Origin of the sequence: Arthrobacter sp. MYb213 (genome assembly GCF_002979915.1) — a bacterium.
Lineage (GTDB): Bacteria > Actinomycetota > Actinomycetes > Actinomycetales > Micrococcaceae > Glutamicibacter.
The window spans coordinates 240,143-256,646 of the sequence record NZ_PCQA01000007.1 but is presented as its reverse complement, the minus strand read 5'-3'; the positions used below and the strand labels follow the sequence as shown (position 1 = coordinate 256,646).

Sequence of the window (16,504 nt, the reverse complement as noted above, 5' to 3'; positions counted from 1 at the left end):
GCGGACTAGTATTAGATGAGATGACTGTTCGGAAGAACTTACGGTAGGAGGGGCGAGGAACTCGACGATGAAGGTGCCGTTACATGACAGGGAGCGCGTGGTCATCAAGACCCGAGAACATTCCCGAGTGTTACGCCAACCTTTTGCCGTCTTTTTATTCCTCACCGCTGGGTGCGCGTTTCTACTCGGTTACCTCTCCCGTGAAGACCTTTCAGATTGGCTCACGAACGAATCCGAGCTCTGGATGATTTTATCCGCAGTGCTGTGGTTCATACTCGTGCTGATCTGGTGCGTCACACCGTGGGTTCGTTGGTTACGCACCTGCATCGTGTTGACCACCGAGCGGATCTTATTTCGGACTTCCTATGGTCGCGCGGACCTAGATTCTATTGGTCTTTATTCCGTGCGTGATTTGATTGCGCACACCAAGCAACAGGCGGTTAGCACGAAACCCGGGACCCTAGACGTTGTATTAAGCCATGGACATGTGCGTATCATGCATGTGCCCGCAGTATCTTATTTCCGCACCTTGGCCATCGAGACGATGAACAACGTGCACCAGCATCAGAGAACTAACACCGCGGTAGATGCATCGAACAGTGAGGGCATTGGACTATGAGCACCGACAACTCCAATCCTTCACGCCCAGATACCCCGCAGGCGGCTTCTGAGGCAGTCAAAGAAGCCCGTGAGCACAGCACTAATCCTGAGAACCCGGCGGAACTAGACCCCATCGCCGAATTGGCCCAAGCCATGAAAAGCCCACTCCAAGTTCCACATCATGCCTCGGACGCGGTCAAAAATCACATGGCCGATTTGGAACACCGTCTGATTGGCGGGCCACGCGAGTTTAAACGTCGTGAGGTAGCCGCCGACGCCGGTGTTTCGCTACTCTCGGCACGCAAACTTTGGCGCGCCATGGGCTTCCCAGAGCTCGGCGACGACGAAGTCTTTTTCAGTGGACGAGATACCGAAGCCCTGAAGACCATGGTTGATCTGGTGCGCGAAGGAAAACTCACCGACGAAACCGCCATCTCACTGATGCGCTCGGTAGGGCAAATGACAGACCGCATGGTGGTCTGGCAGGTAGAGGCGATTGTTGAGGATATGGTCGCCAACCAGAATATGAGTGACCGACAAGCACGTCGGCAACTTCTGGAAAGTCTGCCGGATCTTATCGGTCCCTTGGAAGATTTGTTGGTTTACTCCTGGCGTCGCCAGCTCAACGCCGGAATTCACCGCCTTGCACTACGCGCCGAAGCCGGAGTGGCGGCCTATAACCAAGACTCAGGTGATGACGACGGAACTCCACTGCCGCTGGCCCGCGCGGTCGGCTTTGCCGACCTAGTTTCTTACACCTCCTTGTCACGTCGGATGAACGAACGCACCCTAGCCCAAATGGTGCAGCGCTTTGAATCAAAGAGTGCCGAAATCATTTCCGTGGGTGGCGGGCGACTAGTTAAAACCATTGGCGACGAAGTCTTATTCGTGGCCGAAACTCCGCAGGCGGGAGCCCAAATTTCATTGGCGCTTTCGCGTGAATTTGAAGCCGATGAACTATTGCCGCGCACCCGTGTGGCGGTGGTCTGGGGACGGTTGCTCTCCCGGCTGGGAGATATTTACGGTCCCACGGTTAACTTGGCGGCTCGGCTGACCTCCTTGGCGGAGCCCGGAATGGTACTCACCGACGCGGTTACCGCGAACACGCTGAAACAAGACGCACGCTTTATCCTCACTGCTCAAGAAATAACCTCGGTGCGCGGTTTCGGTGAAATTCAACCCTATGAACTCTCCGCTGGTGAGGGTGGCAGGCTGGTGCTGGACTAAATGGATTCTGAAGAGAAATTCGAAAGCTTCCGCCTTGCCGTCTGCGGGCAAACAGATGTCGGGCTCAAACGCCAAGACAATCAAGACCGTATCCTGATCACTGACGTGGTCCAGGCGGTGGCCGATGGGATGGGCGGCCATGAGGCGGGCGAGGTAGCAAGTCAGCTGGCCGTAGAAACTCTCGAAGAGCTGAACACCTTCAGCCTGAAAACCATAGCGCGCCGGCTACCCACCGTCGAGCAAGTTCAAAAGCAGGTCCAACTAGCCGATGACCGCATCCGAGATGCGCTGGAATCGCGTGGTGGCACCACGCTTTGTGCCCTGGCTTTGATTCGCAGTGCAGGACCCGGCCGTGACCAGGTGAGCCAGCCAATGGTGATCCCACCGTGGACCGGCAGCTTCAAGATGAGCCAAAACACCGATGTGCTCAGCAAGATTACCCCCGAAATGTTGGCCGAGCATCGGGCACGGACCGAGAAGGTCAGTGCGGAAACCCAAAGCAGCGCCGAATACACCAGCTTGTTGCTGATCAACGTCGGTGATTCGCGCGGTTATCGCCTGCGCGGCAAAGAACTGCGTCAACTCACCCGAGACCACTCTGCGGTGCAAGAAATGGTGGACGCCGGTCAGATTACCGAGGCTGAGGCACGTAGCCACCCACACCGTAACCTGATCACTCGGGCCTTAGGTGCCGGGGCCGACAGCCAACCGGATTTGACCGTATTGCAGCCGCGCATCGGTGATCGTTATCTGCTGTGCAGTGACGGTTTGAGCGGGGAATTGACCGAAGAGGCAATCCAAGAAATTCTCATTGCCTATCCGGAACGTGAAGCGGCTTCTCAGGTTTTGACTCAGGCTGCGTTAGAAGCCGGAGGCCGGGATAATATCGCGGTGGTAGTCATCGACGTGTTACCCGCCGCAGACTCTTAAACACGCGGAGCTCGCAAGGCTCAAAGCGTCGCCTAGTTGGGGCACAATTGGATACGTGAGTGAAAATCCAGTAACACCAACAGACTCCACGATGACCCCACCGGATAGCGTTCGTGAGCGCTATGCAGCGCTGGTGGAACAAGTGCGTGCGCATCGCGAGGCGTACTACTTGCAGGACGCTCCGATGGTCTCGGACTCCGAGTATGACCAGCTATTCCACGAACTGCAGCTGGTGGAGAGCCAATACCCGATTCTGATGGGCCAGGATTCACCCACGTTAGAAGTCGGCGGTGAGGTCAGCAGCGCCTTTGCCTCGGTAACTCATGCCAGCCGGATGTACTCGTTAGAGGACGTCTTTTCGATTGAAGAGCTCACCGTGTGGCTGGAGAGAGCCCAAGCCAACGCATTAAAGCTTCATCCTGAATCACCCATGAAGTGGTTGTGCGAAGTAAAAATCGATGGGTTGGCGCTGAACCTGACCTATCGTGACGGAAAGCTGTTGCGTGCGGTCACCCGAGGCGACGGCACCACCGGTGAAGACGTAACGCATAATGCGTTGACCATCGCCGATATCCCGCAAGAACTGAGCGGCAGCGGATACCCGCAGGAATTTGAAGTCCGCGGTGAGGTTTACATCGGCACGGACGACTTTAACGCCTACAACGAGATGCTGATCGCAGACGGCAAGGCGCCCTTGGCGAACCCCCGCAACGCAGCCGCCGGTTCACTGCGCCAAAAAGATCCAGCGCAGACCGCAAAGCGCCCACTGCGGATGTTTGTCCACGGTCTTGGGCGTAGTAAAGACTTTGCCATGACGCATCAGTCCGAAGCCTATGAGCTGATGCGTGATTGGGGTCTGCCAGTTTCTCCTTATGGTCGGGTAGTCACCTCGCTTTCCGAGGTCACCGACTTTATCGCGGAGAATGGTGAAAAGCGCCATGAGCTGATCCACGACATCGATGGAATTGTCATCAAGGTTGATGACCTGGCCACACAAGAGCAGCTAGGTTACACCTCGCGTGTGCCACGCTGGGCGGTGGCCTATAAATACCCGCCGGAGGAAGTCCACACCAAACTACTCGATATCCAGGTGCAGGTCGGTCGCACCGGACGAGTGACTCCCTTCGGCGTGATGGAGCCGGTGCTGGTAGCCGGTTCCACCGTCGCGCGCGCCACCTTGCACAACCAAGAAGTTGTTAAGGCTAAGAATGTGTTGATCGGCGATACCGTGATCCTGCGTAAAGCCGGAGACGTGATCCCAGAGATTGTTGGTCCGGTGCTCGCCTTGCGTGAGGGTAATACGGAACTACGTGAATTTGTGATGCCTACTTCTTGCCCATCTTGTGGTCAGCCACTGGCTCCGGCTAAGGAAGGCGACGTGGACATTCGTTGCCTCAATGCTGAATCGTGCCCGGTACAGCTCACCGAACGAGTAGCCTACCTCGGCGGCCGTAGCGCATTGGACATCGAGGCGCTGGGCTACGAGGCTGCTGCGGCATTGACCAGTGGACCGGGTGAAGACCCTGCCACTCAGGGCGGTTTGATCTTGCCAGCTGGCGCCGGTCCGCTGCACAACGAAGCCGAACTTTTTGATCTCAAAGACAAGCTTGAGCAGCTTGCCGAGGTAAAGGTCTGGCGCGAAAAACGCTCCAAGGGTGAAGGCGCCGGAAAGTTCGAACTGGTGCCGTACTTCTACACCAAGGCCACGGCGAAAAAGCCGTCGGCGCCTACCAAGAGCACGTTAAAGCTCTTCGATGAGCTGGAAAAGGCTAAGAGCAATCCACTCTGGCGCGTCTTGGTCGCCCTGTCGATTCGTCACGTTGGACCTAACGCTTCACGCGCCATTGCAACCCGCTACGGGTCTATGGACGCAATCTTAGAAGCCTTGGAATCACCGACGGCAGTCGATGAGCTCAGTCAGATCGATTCGGTGGGTTCAATTATTGCCGAAGCCTTGGTCGACTGGTTCAAAGTTGATTGGCATCGTGACATTGTCACCCAGTGGCAAGTAGCCGGGGTGAAGATGGAAGATGAGCAAGACGAAAATGTCATCAAGCATCTAGATTCATTGGCCATTGTGGTCACCGGTACGTTGGAGAACTTCTCCCGGGACACCGCTAAAGAAGCAATCATTATTCGCGGCGGGAAAGCCACCGGAAGCGTCTCCAAGAAGACAGATTTCCTGGTGGCCGGCGAGGCTGCCGGGTCAAAGCTTGATAAGGCTCAGTCCCTAGGGGTTCCAGTACTGGATGAGGCTGGCTTCGTGGTGTTGATTGAACGAGGACCGGATGCTGCCCGCGAGGTCGCAATAAAGGCAAGTGAAGGAGCCTAAGTGGAGAACAAAAAGATAGCGCATGACCCACTGGTACTTTTGGCACGGCGCGCTGCTGCTGCCGGTGCCCAGGTACTCTCCGGCCGTGATGAGCAAAAGTTTAATACGGATGAAAAATCTGCTGCGGGGGACTGGGTTACCGACTTTGACCGCGCAGCAGAGGAAGCCATCCGTGCCACGATTTTCACCGCACGTCCTAACGACGAACTGACCGGTGAAGAATTCCCCAGCCAGAAGCCAAGCAATCCCAGTGGCTACCGCTGGAGTATTGACCCACTGGATGGCACGACAAACTTCGTGCGAAACATCGCGTATTACTGCTCGTCGGTAGGCGTATGCCAGCGACAAGATGACGGTACCGACGTATGGGTGGCCGCAGCTATCGTTGCACCCGCACTGCAGGTCGAATACTTCGCCGGACGGGGTCAGGGAGCTTGGAAACATGATCTACGTACCAAGAAGATCACCCAGCTCACCGGCCCGGTAGAGTCGGATGCCAAATTGTTAGGCACCGGCTTTGGCTACGACGCAGAACGTCGTGAATTCCAACTAAGCGTACTGACCGAACTGCTGCCAGATTTTGTCAATATTCGCCGAATTGGTTCGGCTGCCCTGGACTTGTGTCTAGTCGCCGAAGGGTCCTTGGACGCCTACGCGGAATTTGGCACTCAAGAATACGATTGGGCTGCCGGTGCCTTGATCGCTGAAGAAACCGGCACCCCGGTGGGGCGACCGGTGGGGTACCCCGGATGGCAATATGCCGGGTTGGTTGATACCACCAAACTGGTTAGCCCTAAAGTGTAGTTAAACATCTCTGGCTCGCATCGGTGCCCCTTAGAAAGGGGGACTGATGCGAGCCAGAAGCGTTTTTGGAGCGGTTAGCTGAGCATTGCTATCCAACCGCTAAGGTAGCTGACGGCTACACCAACAATGACGCCGCCGCAGACCTGCGAGGGGGTATGTTGCTGGCTACGAATGCGGGACCACGAGAGCACCGCGATGAAGAACACTACGGGTGGGACCAATGTCAGACTCGTGCAAAGTTGTAGCGCCACGTAGCAGCCGACAGCCATATGCACAGAGACCTTCCACCACAGGTTAATCATTGCCACCATGAGTAACCCGGCCAAGATAGAGAGTACTTCCACAAATATCCGCTGGCTTGCGCCCATCAGGCTCAGCAATAGGAGTCCAAGTCCAATAGATACCGCGGTGAGAGCGAATATTTTATGACGTTGACTGCGCCTGGTGACGTGTAAATCGCTCACTGTTCCGCGGTAGGTGGACCACAGCAGATACAGCCACGGAAGCACCATGGTGAAAGCTGTAGCAACGCATACTTCAACCCAAGAGACTTCGCTGTGCCGCAAGGGCGTGGAAAGCAACAGCAAGCTGGCTAAGATCACTGGGGTGAAAATATGCGAGAGGAATAGCGCAATTTTTCCGATACGGTCATTTCGGGAATCGAGTCGCTGAATTTGAGCGGTAATGAGACGGTTCCTTGCTTGTTGGCTCTGTTGTCACGGCCCTGCGAGTCTAAATGCGGACGGACTTAAGCCTATAAGTATCGTCTGAGAAACCACGCAATTGGGACACACGAGGTAAAAAATTAGTTCCTGTCGGGGCTGAATCCTAGCTATCAATTCTTTTTATGCGTAGGATTGAATAAAAGAATTGTCAGGTCGCAGGCGTGATCCTCGAATGCAAAGATCATATTGTGGCGACCGCTACGAGGTTCTGCGTCTTGGAAATTTAGCAGCAGTAGCGTGCACTGGAAAGGTAAAACCTTGAAGAGCAGTCCGAAGAGAATTTATGGTTTAGCGGGTGCTATCACGCTGATGGTGCCGTTACTTTTAGCTACTGGTTGTTCCAAGGCCCAAGAACAGTGTTTCCCTGAAGCCATGTCTCTTTCAGATACGACGGCCCAGCCAGGAGGGACGATTACCGTCTCCGCGCCCGCTGCCAAATGCGATCTGGGTTATGCAGAGGGGAAGGGCTATACGCTTCGGCTAATTTCGGAGTACTCCGAAAAGGATCCTCTGAAGGGACGAGAAATTCGTGTGAATACAGATGGGTCATTCAGCGACGAAGTCCCGATCCCTACGGATTTCCCCCATGGGGCGGCTACGATGCTAGTTTCAGGTAGTCCATATGATGAGTGTGGGGACGTAGACTCCTGTGCCGCATACTCCCACTCATTCGCAGTTACTGCCGACAATAATGAGCCAGCACCGAACATCTTGGACCATCTAGATACTCTGTTGTTTGAGCCTTAATTTTCCAAAAGAAATTTGTTTCGCTGCCTGATCAACTGAGGCATATACCAGCCTAGAACTAACCTTTCGGCCACCCATCCGAGGGGGCCGAAAGGTGCCGCGAAACTGACCCGATCAATCATCATTGTCATGCCGTCCGCGTCAAAGAATTCATGGACATGATGGAATGACTTAAACGGTCCACGTAACTGTTCATCAATGAACATGCGAGCAGGATCCATGGCCGTAATTTTCGTGGTGAGCCGAAACGGTATTCCAAAATGTCGGGCCTTCCAAGTGACCTGCTCACCGAGGGAGATTAGGCCACTTAGCACTCCAGCGACAGCTCGTTCTTTGGTCTGAGACATTGAACCTAGGTGCGCGTCGATGCTCCGTGAACGGTCAAATAGTTCGGTTCGACTCATCTGAGTTTGGGTAACGCATTCGAAATAGACTGCCATAGTTCTCAGTCTTGCACTCCCGGTAGGTCAATGGCCGTATTGAAATCAGCCTAGTGGACTCGCAGGTTCTCTAGGCTGATTCCTTCTGCCGCATCATCGTAGTAGGCGCGTTTCTTCAGACCAGCCGCGGCGGCCTCGTCGAGGACAACCACAGCGTCTTGGTGAAGTTGTAGTACCGAACCTGGGCATGATGCAGACAGTGGACCTTCGACTGCTAGCGCCACGGCTTCTGCTTTAGCTTCTCCCGTAGCCACGAGGACTAGGCGTCCGGCTTCCAAAACAGTGCCCAGACCTTGAGTCACGCAATGGGTAGGAACGTGTTCGATACCGTCGAAAAAGCGTGCATTGTCGATACGAGTCTGCCCGGCTAAACGCTTGATGCGGGTACGGCTTCGTAAGGCGCTTCCAGGTTCGTTAAACCCGATATGGCCGTTGCTACCAATGCCAAGAATCTGGACCTGTACGCCACCAGAAGCCTTGATGGCCTGGTCATACGCATGTGCGGCAGCTTCGATTTCCTCGACAGAATCTGCCATGCCGCGGGGAGTGTGTAGACCGCTGACGGGCAGGCCTAAAATATTGCATACTTCGGTGATCAGTGTCTGACGGTAGGAGAGCTCATGGGTATCGGGGATGCCGATGTATTCGTCCAAGGCGAAGCCTTGTGCGTTGGAGAAGTCTGCTCGTCCTTCGGCAACCGCCACACGTAACTCGCGATACAAGCCCAAGGGGGATGAACCCGTAGCGACACCAAGTACGGGATTTTTTCCATGCCCATGGTGTGCTAATCCTGCAAGGACGTTATCTGCTGCAATGCGAGCAACATGTTCCGCGGATGAACCAATGAGAACGCGCAAGTCGTTCACTCTCCGATCTGATAGTAAAAATAAAATTAGTGAGGACTGGCTACGCGCCGAAGCGCAAACTTTTGGAACTGAACCAAAACGTTGTCCCTTACAAATTGAAATTATTGGGTTGTGTCTGTACTTCTCTAAAACTTCTCACCGCTCCGAAGGAAGCCAAAAATCAATCCGGTTAGGGGTGATTAGAAGGAAAGCTATTTCCTCAGCCATGGATATGGCGTAGGCGAGCACAACATTGTGATCAAAGAGAAAGACCGTATGCCCGAGGGCAATGCTTACCAGTTTACTGGTTGCTGGCAGGCAGCACAGCAACCCTGTCTTTTATTTCACGTCAAATCATCACAACATCTTCATGCCTTCGCCACCGGATCACTCATCAGTGAATTCACGCGGAATGACATAAACTGCGCAAAATTCAAAGTAGCGGAAGAAACCGTACAAAGGGCTTTGAAGATTGAGAATTGGTGACAAAATAGTAGAACCATGTCTGAAATTGATGATGCCAAAGTTACCAGTAGCCCAATACTGATCGAAGCCGCTACCGCGGCCGACTATGAACGAATTGGCCAGCTAACGGTTGATGCGTATATGCAGGCCGGACACTTTACGGATCCGCAACACGAATACCTAAAGTTTGTTCGCCAGGTTGCCCGACGCGATAAATATTGTGACATCTTGGTAGCGCGCAAGGATGGTCATCTGGTTGCCTCGATGACACTCATTCAAGCCGGTAATGAATATGCTGATATTGCGCTAGAAGGTGAGCTAGAAATCCGTATGCTCAGCGTTGATCCGGGCGTGCAACGCACCGGCGCTGGCAAAGCGATGGTGGTGGCGGCGATTGACTTTGCCCGCCAACTGGCCGACGTACATACGGTCTCGCTAACCACCGGTCAACATTGGTTAGCAGCACGAAGTCTTTACGAGTCACTGGGATTCATCCACCGGGCCGAACGCGATTGGGTAGTTCCAGATACTGATATCCGCCTTGTGGTGTATTCGCTGAACTTAGCTAACTAAGTCGCATACCGAACGCTGACATGTGGCGAGCCGTTCTAGCGCGCTGCAGTTCGAAGTGCATAGACTGACGCCATGCGTCGTTTCCCCCGAAGTGTTGTTGCCCTGTCCGTCGCCGCGCTCGTTGCCAGCACGTTTACTGCGTGCAGCGCAGCAACGCCGGACCCAAAACCCGCTGCCGAGGCCTTGACCGCCGCGCTCGGTTCCGGGGACTTTAGTCAGGTGCCACTCGCTGGAAGCGAGGCAAGCATCGTGAACAAAAGCGTCGAAACAGCCTTTGGTCCGATGGGCGAGATCAACCATACCCACACCGTGCTCAATGCTGCGCAAGACGAAGAAGCCCAAGACGGGGTAAAAACGGCTACCGCAACCGTGCAGACCACGTGGGATGTTGACTCCTCCGACAACGACCTCACCTATGAAACTCAAGCGGTCATGGAATATGATCAGGACGCCGAGCAGTGGAAACTGCGCTTCGACCCGGCGATTCTCGCGCCCGACTTGGTCGCTGGCGAATATCTTGACGCACGATTTAGCGAAGCCAAACGTGGACAGATTCTGGGCGGTAACGGTAATGCCCTAGTGAAGAATCGTCCGGTGGTGCGGGTCGGCATCGACAAGACTCGCACCGAGGCGGACAAGTGGGATTCCTCGGCACGTAGTCTGGCCAAATTAGTTGAGATCGATGAAGATTCATTCGCTAATCGGGTCGAAAAGTCTGGGGCCAAGGCGTGGGTGCAGGCCATCGTATTGCGTGATGACGCCAGCCGCGAGGTAAGTGATGACGACATTACCGGGATCCCAGGTGCCATCGGGCAACCTGATGAGATGCCCTTAGCACCCACGCGTACCTTCGCCCGACCAATCCTTGGAAGCGTCGGACAGGCCACCGCTGAAATTATCAAAAAGTCTGAAGGCAAAATTCAGGCCGGTGACCAGGTGGGTCTTTCCGGTCTGCAAGCGGCCTATAACGAGTCACTAGCTGGGAGCTCAGGCGTCACCGTTTCCCGCTACAACGCGGACCACGAGGCGGTGGCCGAACTGTTGAGCAATGAACCGGTCGCAGGCGAAGATCTCAAACTGACGCTCAATGAGAATATGCAGACCGTTGCAGAGTCGTTAGTTGCTGAAACTGATTCAGCTTCCTCCATCGTGGCCATCAAACCTTCCACCGGCCAAATTCTCGCAGCCGCATCCGGACCAGAAACCAACGGGCTGAATACGGCACTTAAAGGGCGCTACGCACCGGGATCCGTCTTCAAAGTAGTCGGTGCCCTTGCCATGCTGCGTGACGGCGAAGCACCCCAGAGCAAGGTGCAGTGCCCGGCAAGTACCGAGGTAGATGGGAAAAGTTTTAAGAACTATGACGGTTACCCCGCCAAAGCGCTGGGTGCGATTCCATTTGCAGAAGCCATTGCAGAATCTTGCAATACGGTCTTCGTCAATGCAGGTGAGGGACTTGGGGCCAAAGCGGTGGCCGACGCCGCCAGCTCATTAGGGCTACTGGCAGATGATGGAACCGGCGCCGAAGCATTTATCGGTTCGGTGCCAGATGATTCCGAAGGTACCGAGCTGGCTGCAAACATGATTGGACAGGGTGTGGTGGAAGCCTCGCCTCTGGGCATGGCAACAGTAATGGCATCCATTGCTAACGCCAGCACCGTACATCCACAACTCGTGCTGAGCCCGAAGGTGAAAGAACCTGCCAAGGCTAAGAACGCGCTAACTGAAAAAGAAGCGAAACAGTTGCAAGAAATGATGGCCGGCACGGTGGATCATGGAACGCTCAAAGCATTAAAGTCGGTTCCTGGGTCAAAAATTATTGGCAAGAGTGGCACCGCTGAATACGACGCCGAACGCAACGCTCACGCCTGGGTGATTGCCGCCCAAGGCGATCTGGCTGTTGCAGCCTTTGTTGAAGATGGTGATGGGGGAGCGCAAACTGCCGGTCCGCTAGTTGCCGACTTCCTCACTAAGGTTGGTAAGTAGGCACCGGCTAGCTTGCGGGCGCAACTGCCGCGAAGTAGTCACGGGCGAGAACGCTGAAAATTAGCTGGTCGTGGAAACGGCCCTGATGGAAATAGATCTCTCGTTCTCGTCCTTCAAGGATGAAGCCTGCTTTTTCATAAGCGCGTACCGCGCGAGTGTTATAGGCGGCGACTCTCAGCCCTATACGGTTTAGACCCATCTCCGCGAAGCCGTATTTGAGCATGAGACCAATGGCCCGGGTCCCGTAGCCTCGGTTTACCTGGTCACCGCCGAGCATGATAGCTAACTCGGCGGCGCGGTGTGGCAAGGATCCACCGCTGAGCGTGATGTGCCCAATGAGCCCTCCATCCTGGCATTCAAAAATACTAAATCCAGCATCACCGCTGTGGGGTTTGTTTACGCTCCAGCTAGCTAGCATTTCCATCACCGATTGGGACGGTCGGGGTTTGATAATCCGTTGTTGTAACACTGCCCAACGCGGGTCATTCCACCATTGGGCAAGTTGCGCAAGATCCTCTGGTTCCACTTCGCGCAAATCTACCTGCTCATCACAGAGCAGGTTCTTCCCATAGTCTTGGGCCTGATCCATTTTATTCCACTGCGCCTCACCGAACATGAAACCCATGCTATCTAGTCGCCACGGAAGTTTGTTAGCAAAGAGAAAAACAAACTATTTGTCAAAGAAGTCTGAACAACACTAGCCCTTGGCTCTTGTGTGCTCAGCGCGCGCTTGGCAGACTGAGCCCATGGGCATTATCTACAACACCTCCATGAATCCTTCGAAAAATGAGTTGCTTGCCAAGTGGCTGGTGACGCAGGATTTTTACGACGGTCAGGGCGCACCAGACTTACAGGTCGTCGGTGGCTTCCGATTGGAGGATCCCGCCGGAGAAGTGGGCATGGAACTGCGCCTAGTCGCAGACCGTGCCGATCGTTCCGAGGTGATTTACCATGTGCCCTTCAGCTACCGAGCAGAAGCGCTGGAAGGCGCCGAAGCATATCTCGTGGGCACCAGCGATCACGGGATTCTCGGCTTGCGTTACATCTATGACGCTACCGGTGACCCGGTGTTCACTAAACAGCTCAATGAACTTCTTGCCGGCCGTGCGGTCCCGCAACATCAGAATAATTCCTTTGAAGAAGACTCAAATGTCCGGGTCTTAAGTAACGGTGTCAGTGGCAAGCTTGAGGTGATTCGTCGCCCAGTCGCCGGCGAAGTAACCGGGCAAGGCGTGGTCGGTTCGTGGGAAAACGCGCTAGGCCAACCGCTCAGCGGTCTGGTATTGCGCATAGCATAACCGCTTGATGGCCAAATCGACCTAGGTGAGTGCGGGCAAGGGATAGACTTATCTGTGAAACCCATCCGCCCACTTTAGGGAGATATATGTCTGCCATCAGCCGTGAGGACCTTGTGCACCTGGCACAATTGGCCCACATCGAGATGAGCGGCGCAGAGCTGGATAAGATGACCGGTGAGCTCGGCGTGATCGTCGATGCCATCGCATCCGTCAGCGAAGTCGCCTCCTCCGATATCCCAGCCACCAGCCACCCAATCCCGTTGACCAACGTATTGCGTGAAGACGTGGTGGGGCAGACGCTGAGCATCGATGAAGTTCTGCTCAACGCGCCTGACTCGGACTCGGACCGCTTTAGGGTCCCGGCAATTTTGGATGGTGAATAATTCTGTGTCTGATTTGATTCGTCTTTCCGCCACCGCACTGGCAGCAAAGCTGCGCGCTGGTGAAGTAACTTCCGTCGCAGCGGTACAGGCTCACCTGGACCGTATCGCCGAAGTTGATGGTGCACTGAACGCCTTCCTACACGTGAACGCCGAAGAGGCGCTCGCCGTAGCCGCCGAGGTTGACGCGATTCGCGCAGCTGGCGGTGCCGAGGCCGAAGCCCTGCACCCACTTGCTGGTGTGCCGATTGCCATCAAGGACCTGATCGTCACCAAGGGCCAGCCCACCACCGCAGCATCGAAGATGCTCGAAGGCTGGATGAGCCCATATGACGCGACCGTCATTGAAAAGATCCGCGCGGCAAAGCTTCCAATGTTGGGTAAGACCAACTTGGACGAATTTGCTATGGGTTCGTCCACCGAGCACTCCGCTTACGGTGTGACTCGTAACCCGTGGAACCTGAACCGTATCCCCGGTGGTTCCGGCGGTGGCTCGGCCGCTGCAGTTGCCTCCTTCGAGGCACCTCTGGCGCTGGGCACCGATACCGGTGGTTCCATCCGTCAACCAGGCGCCGTCACCGGCACCGTGGGTGTGAAGCCAACCTATGGCGGTGTTTCGCGCTATGGTGCGATCGCCATGGCTTCCTCGCTGGACCAGATCGGCCCGGTCTCTCGTACCGTGCTGGACTCCGCTTACCTGCAGGAACTAATCGGCGGGCACGACCCGAAGGATTCAACCTCGCTACCAAAGACTCTTGAAGGTCTGGTTGCTGCCGCGGAAGCTGGCGCCACCGGAGATCTGAAGGGTCTACGCGTTGGCGTGGTAAAAGAATTGCAGGGTGAAGGCTACCAAGCTGGCGTGCAGGCACGCTTCGAAGAATCTTTGGAACTGCTCAAGGGTGCGGGCGCACAAATCGTTGAGGTTTCTTGCCCTAACCTGAAGTACGCGCTGGGCGCTTACTACCTGATCATGCCTTCGGAAGTCTCTTCCAACTTGGCTAAGTTTGACGGTGTCCGCTTCGGTAAACGAGTGCTGCCAGAATCCGGTCCAATGACCATTGAACGCGTCATGGGTTCCACCCGTGCAGCAGGTTTTGGCGATGAGGTAAAGCGCCGCATCATCTTGGGTACCTATGCATTGAGTGCAGGCTATTATGACGCCTACTACGGTTCGGCACAGAAGGTTCGTACGCTGATTCAGCGCGACTTCGCCGCAGCGTTTGAACAAGCAGACGTACTGGTGTCCCCAACGGCACCAACCGTCGCCTTCGAACTAGGCGAGAATGACAACGATCCATTGGCCATGTACCTCAATGACGTGGCAACCATCCCGGCTAACCTCGCCGGCATCCCGGGCATCACCGTGCCTGGCGGATTGTCTGAGGACCTGCCAGTGGGTATCCAGTTCTTGGCACCTGCCTTCGAAGACGCCCGCGTGTACCGCGCCGGTGCGGCACTGGAAGCACTGTTGGAAAAGAGCTGGGGCCACACCCTGATCTCGCAGGCACCTGCCATTGATTCCGCGTCGATCGCGCCGAAGGCCTAAGGGGAGCATATGTCTAACTACACCGATGAACTAGTCGACTTCGACGAGGCACTGGAAAAGTATGATCCGGTGCTCGGCTTTGAGGTCCACGTAGAGCTAAACACCAAGACCAAGATGTTCTCGGACGCCCCGAACGCTTTCGGCGACGCCCCGAACACCAACGTCACCCCGGTAGACCTCGGCCTGCCAGGCGTTCTGCCAGTGGTCAACAAGACCGCGGTGGAATACTCCATCTTGATCGGTCTGGCGTTGAACTGCCAGATCGCTGAAAAGTGTGGTTTCGCCCGGAAGAACTACTTCTACCCGGACACCCCGAAGAACTTCCAGACCTCGCAGTACGATGATCCAATTGCCTTTGACGGCTACCTAGATGTCGAGCTGGAGGATGGCGAAGTCTTCCGCGTTGAGATTGAACGCGCGCATATGGAAGAAGACGCCGGCAAGCTGACCCACATGGGTGGGTCCACCGGACGCATCCAGGGTGCGGACTACTCGCTGGTTGACTACAACCGTGCGGGTGTTCCACTGGTAGAGATCGTCACCAAGACCATCGAGGGTGCAGGCAAGCGCGCTCCCGAGCTGGCCAAGGCCTATGTGGCGGCGGTGCGCGAAATCGTGAAGAACCTTGGTGTTTCGGAAGCAAAAATGGAGCACGGCAACGTGCGTTGTGACGCGAACGTTTCGCTGATGCCTAAGGGCGCAGATAAGTTCGGTACGCGTACCGAGACGAAAAACGTGAACTCCTTGCGCGCGGTAGAGCATGCAGTGCGCTTCGAGATTGAGCGTCACGCTGCGGTGCTAGATTCTGGTGCCAAGATTGTTCAGGAAACCCGTCACTGGCACGAGGACACTCGCTCGACTACCTCGGGACGTCCGAAGTCGGACGCTGATGACTACCGTTACTTCCCGGAGCCGGATCTGGTGCCAATCGTCACCACCGCTGAATGGGTTGAAGAACTGCGTAGCCGTCTTCCCGAGCCGCCGGCAGATCGTCGCAAGCGTCTGAAGGCCGACTGGAGTTATGCGGACAAGGAATTCCGTGACGTGGTCAATGCTGGAGTTCTCGACGAGATCGAAGCAACCATTGCTGCTGGTACCTCTGCTGCGGTAGCCCGCAAGTGGTGGATGGGCGAGATTGCTCGTCTGGCCAAGGCCGCGGACAAGGAAATTGCTGATCTGGGCGTTGCTCCGGCAACCATCGTTGAGTTGAACTCGTTGATCGCCGCGAAGAAGATCAATGACAAGATCGCTCGTCAGGTGCTGGAATTCGTGGTTGACGGTGAAGGTACCCCAAGCGAAATCGTTGAGAAGCGCTCGCTTGCAGTGGTCAACGATGATGATGCCTTGGGCAAGGCCGTGGATGATGCCATGGCTGCGATGCCTGATGTGGTCGAGAAGATCAAGGGCGGCAAGATGCAGGCTATCGGCGCGCTGATGGGACCGGTCATGAAGGCCACCCGCGGTCAAGCTGATGCAGGTCGCGTTCGCGAAATCGTGATCGAGAAGTTGGGCCTTTAAGGCTAGATCCTCTTTAGAACAAGCGAGAACCCCGGATTACTTTTACAGTGATCCGGGGTTCTCGCTTTGTTGGATTATTTAGAGATTC

15 protein-coding genes are annotated in these 16,504 nt (G+C 55.4%); 11 read left to right on the top strand and 4 right to left on the bottom strand.

The window, feature by feature from the left end:
• The first annotated feature begins 67 nt into the window (after nucleotides 1–67).
• The 5 genes from CQ011_RS16325 to CQ011_RS16305 all read left to right on the top strand — a co-directional run bounded on the left by CQ011_RS16325 (nucleotide 68) and on the right by CQ011_RS16305 (nucleotide 5,893).
• Nucleotides 68–619: a hypothetical protein gene (locus tag CQ011_RS16325; RefSeq protein ID WP_105678750.1), complete on the top strand. Its 552-nt coding sequence runs from the start codon at nucleotides 68–70 to the stop codon at nucleotides 617–619.
• The gene (locus CQ011_RS16320; protein WP_105678749.1) at nucleotides 616–1,827 is read left to right on the top strand and encodes an adenylate/guanylate cyclase domain-containing protein; all 1,212 of its coding nucleotides are present in this window, start codon (nucleotides 616–618) and stop codon (nucleotides 1,825–1,827) included. Before CQ011_RS16325 ends, CQ011_RS16320 begins: the two co-directional genes overlap by 4 nt.
• Nucleotides 1,828–2,757, top strand: coding sequence for a PP2C family protein-serine/threonine phosphatase (locus CQ011_RS16315; RefSeq protein ID WP_105678748.1), 930 nt, complete (start codon nucleotides 1,828–1,830; stop codon nucleotides 2,755–2,757).
• Nucleotides 2,758–2,848: 91 nt separating this feature from the next.
• On the top strand, nucleotides 2,849–5,089 hold the full coding sequence (gene ligA, locus CQ011_RS16310; protein WP_105678747.1) for an NAD-dependent DNA ligase LigA: 2,241 nt from the start codon (nucleotides 2,849–2,851) through the stop codon (nucleotides 5,087–5,089).
• Nucleotides 5,090–5,893 (top strand): inositol monophosphatase family protein, encoded by an 804-nt coding sequence (locus tag CQ011_RS16305; protein ID WP_181148166.1) that lies wholly within the window; start codon nucleotides 5,090–5,092, stop codon nucleotides 5,891–5,893.
• 74 nt (nucleotides 5,894–5,967) lie between these two features.
• On the opposite strand, the gene CQ011_RS16300 is transcribed toward CQ011_RS16305, so the two are convergent.
• From CQ011_RS16300 to CQ011_RS16285, 3 genes are all read right to left on the bottom strand, one after another.
• Nucleotides 5,968–6,495 carry a hypothetical protein gene (locus tag CQ011_RS16300; RefSeq protein ID WP_105678746.1) on the bottom strand — a complete coding sequence of 176 codons (528 nt, stop codon included), beginning with the start codon at nucleotides 6,493–6,495 and terminating at the stop codon, nucleotides 5,968–5,970.
• A gap of 866 nt (nucleotides 6,496–7,361) precedes the next feature.
• A complete protein-coding gene (locus CQ011_RS16290; protein ID WP_105678744.1) occupies nucleotides 7,362–7,805 on the bottom strand; it encodes an SRPBCC family protein in 444 nt (147 codons plus the stop codon).
• Between the two features lie 50 nt (nucleotides 7,806–7,855).
• Nucleotides 7,856–8,671, bottom strand: a complete 816-nt coding sequence (locus CQ011_RS16285; RefSeq protein WP_286161239.1) for a glucosamine-6-phosphate deaminase — start codon at nucleotides 8,669–8,671, stop codon at nucleotides 7,856–7,858.
• A gap of 480 nt (nucleotides 8,672–9,151) precedes the next feature.
• Here CQ011_RS16285 and CQ011_RS16280 point away from each other — a divergent pair, with 480 nt between their 5' ends.
• Complete coding sequence (locus CQ011_RS16280) at nucleotides 9,152–9,688, top strand: GNAT family N-acetyltransferase (RefSeq protein ID WP_105678743.1); 537 nt, start codon at nucleotides 9,152–9,154, stop codon at nucleotides 9,686–9,688.
• A 72-nt stretch (nucleotides 9,689–9,760) separates the two neighbouring features.
• A complete protein-coding gene (locus CQ011_RS16275) occupies nucleotides 9,761–11,674 on the top strand; it encodes a penicillin-binding transpeptidase domain-containing protein (RefSeq protein WP_105678742.1) in 1,914 nt (637 codons plus the stop codon).
• A gap of 7 nt (nucleotides 11,675–11,681) precedes the next feature.
• On the opposite strand, the gene CQ011_RS16270 is transcribed toward CQ011_RS16275, so the two are convergent.
• Nucleotides 11,682–12,299, bottom strand: coding sequence for a GNAT family N-acetyltransferase (locus CQ011_RS16270; RefSeq protein WP_105678741.1), 618 nt, complete (start codon nucleotides 12,297–12,299; stop codon nucleotides 11,682–11,684).
• 121 nt (nucleotides 12,300–12,420) lie between these two features.
• Between CQ011_RS16270 and CQ011_RS16265 the strand changes: the two genes are divergently transcribed.
• The 4 genes from CQ011_RS16265 (at nucleotide 12,421) to gatB (ending at nucleotide 16,416) form a co-directional block, all read left to right on the top strand.
• Entirely contained in the window at nucleotides 12,421–12,972 is a 552-nt protein-coding gene (locus tag CQ011_RS16265) for a maltokinase N-terminal cap-like domain-containing protein (RefSeq protein WP_105678740.1), read from the top strand.
• A gap of 86 nt (nucleotides 12,973–13,058) precedes the next feature.
• Nucleotides 13,059–13,355, top strand: coding sequence for an Asp-tRNA(Asn)/Glu-tRNA(Gln) amidotransferase subunit GatC (gatC, locus tag CQ011_RS16260; protein ID WP_096256691.1), 297 nt, complete (start codon nucleotides 13,059–13,061; stop codon nucleotides 13,353–13,355).
• A complete protein-coding gene (gatA, locus tag CQ011_RS16255; RefSeq protein WP_105678739.1) occupies nucleotides 13,345–14,898 on the top strand; it encodes an Asp-tRNA(Asn)/Glu-tRNA(Gln) amidotransferase subunit GatA in 1,554 nt (517 codons plus the stop codon). The genes gatC and gatA overlap by 11 nt, the downstream gene beginning before the upstream one ends.
• Nucleotides 14,899–14,907: 9 nt before the next feature.
• On the top strand, nucleotides 14,908–16,416 hold the full coding sequence (gene gatB, locus CQ011_RS16250; protein WP_105678738.1) for an Asp-tRNA(Asn)/Glu-tRNA(Gln) amidotransferase subunit GatB: 1,509 nt from the start codon (nucleotides 14,908–14,910) through the stop codon (nucleotides 16,414–16,416).
• The last annotated feature ends 88 nt before the right edge of the window (nucleotides 16,417–16,504 follow it).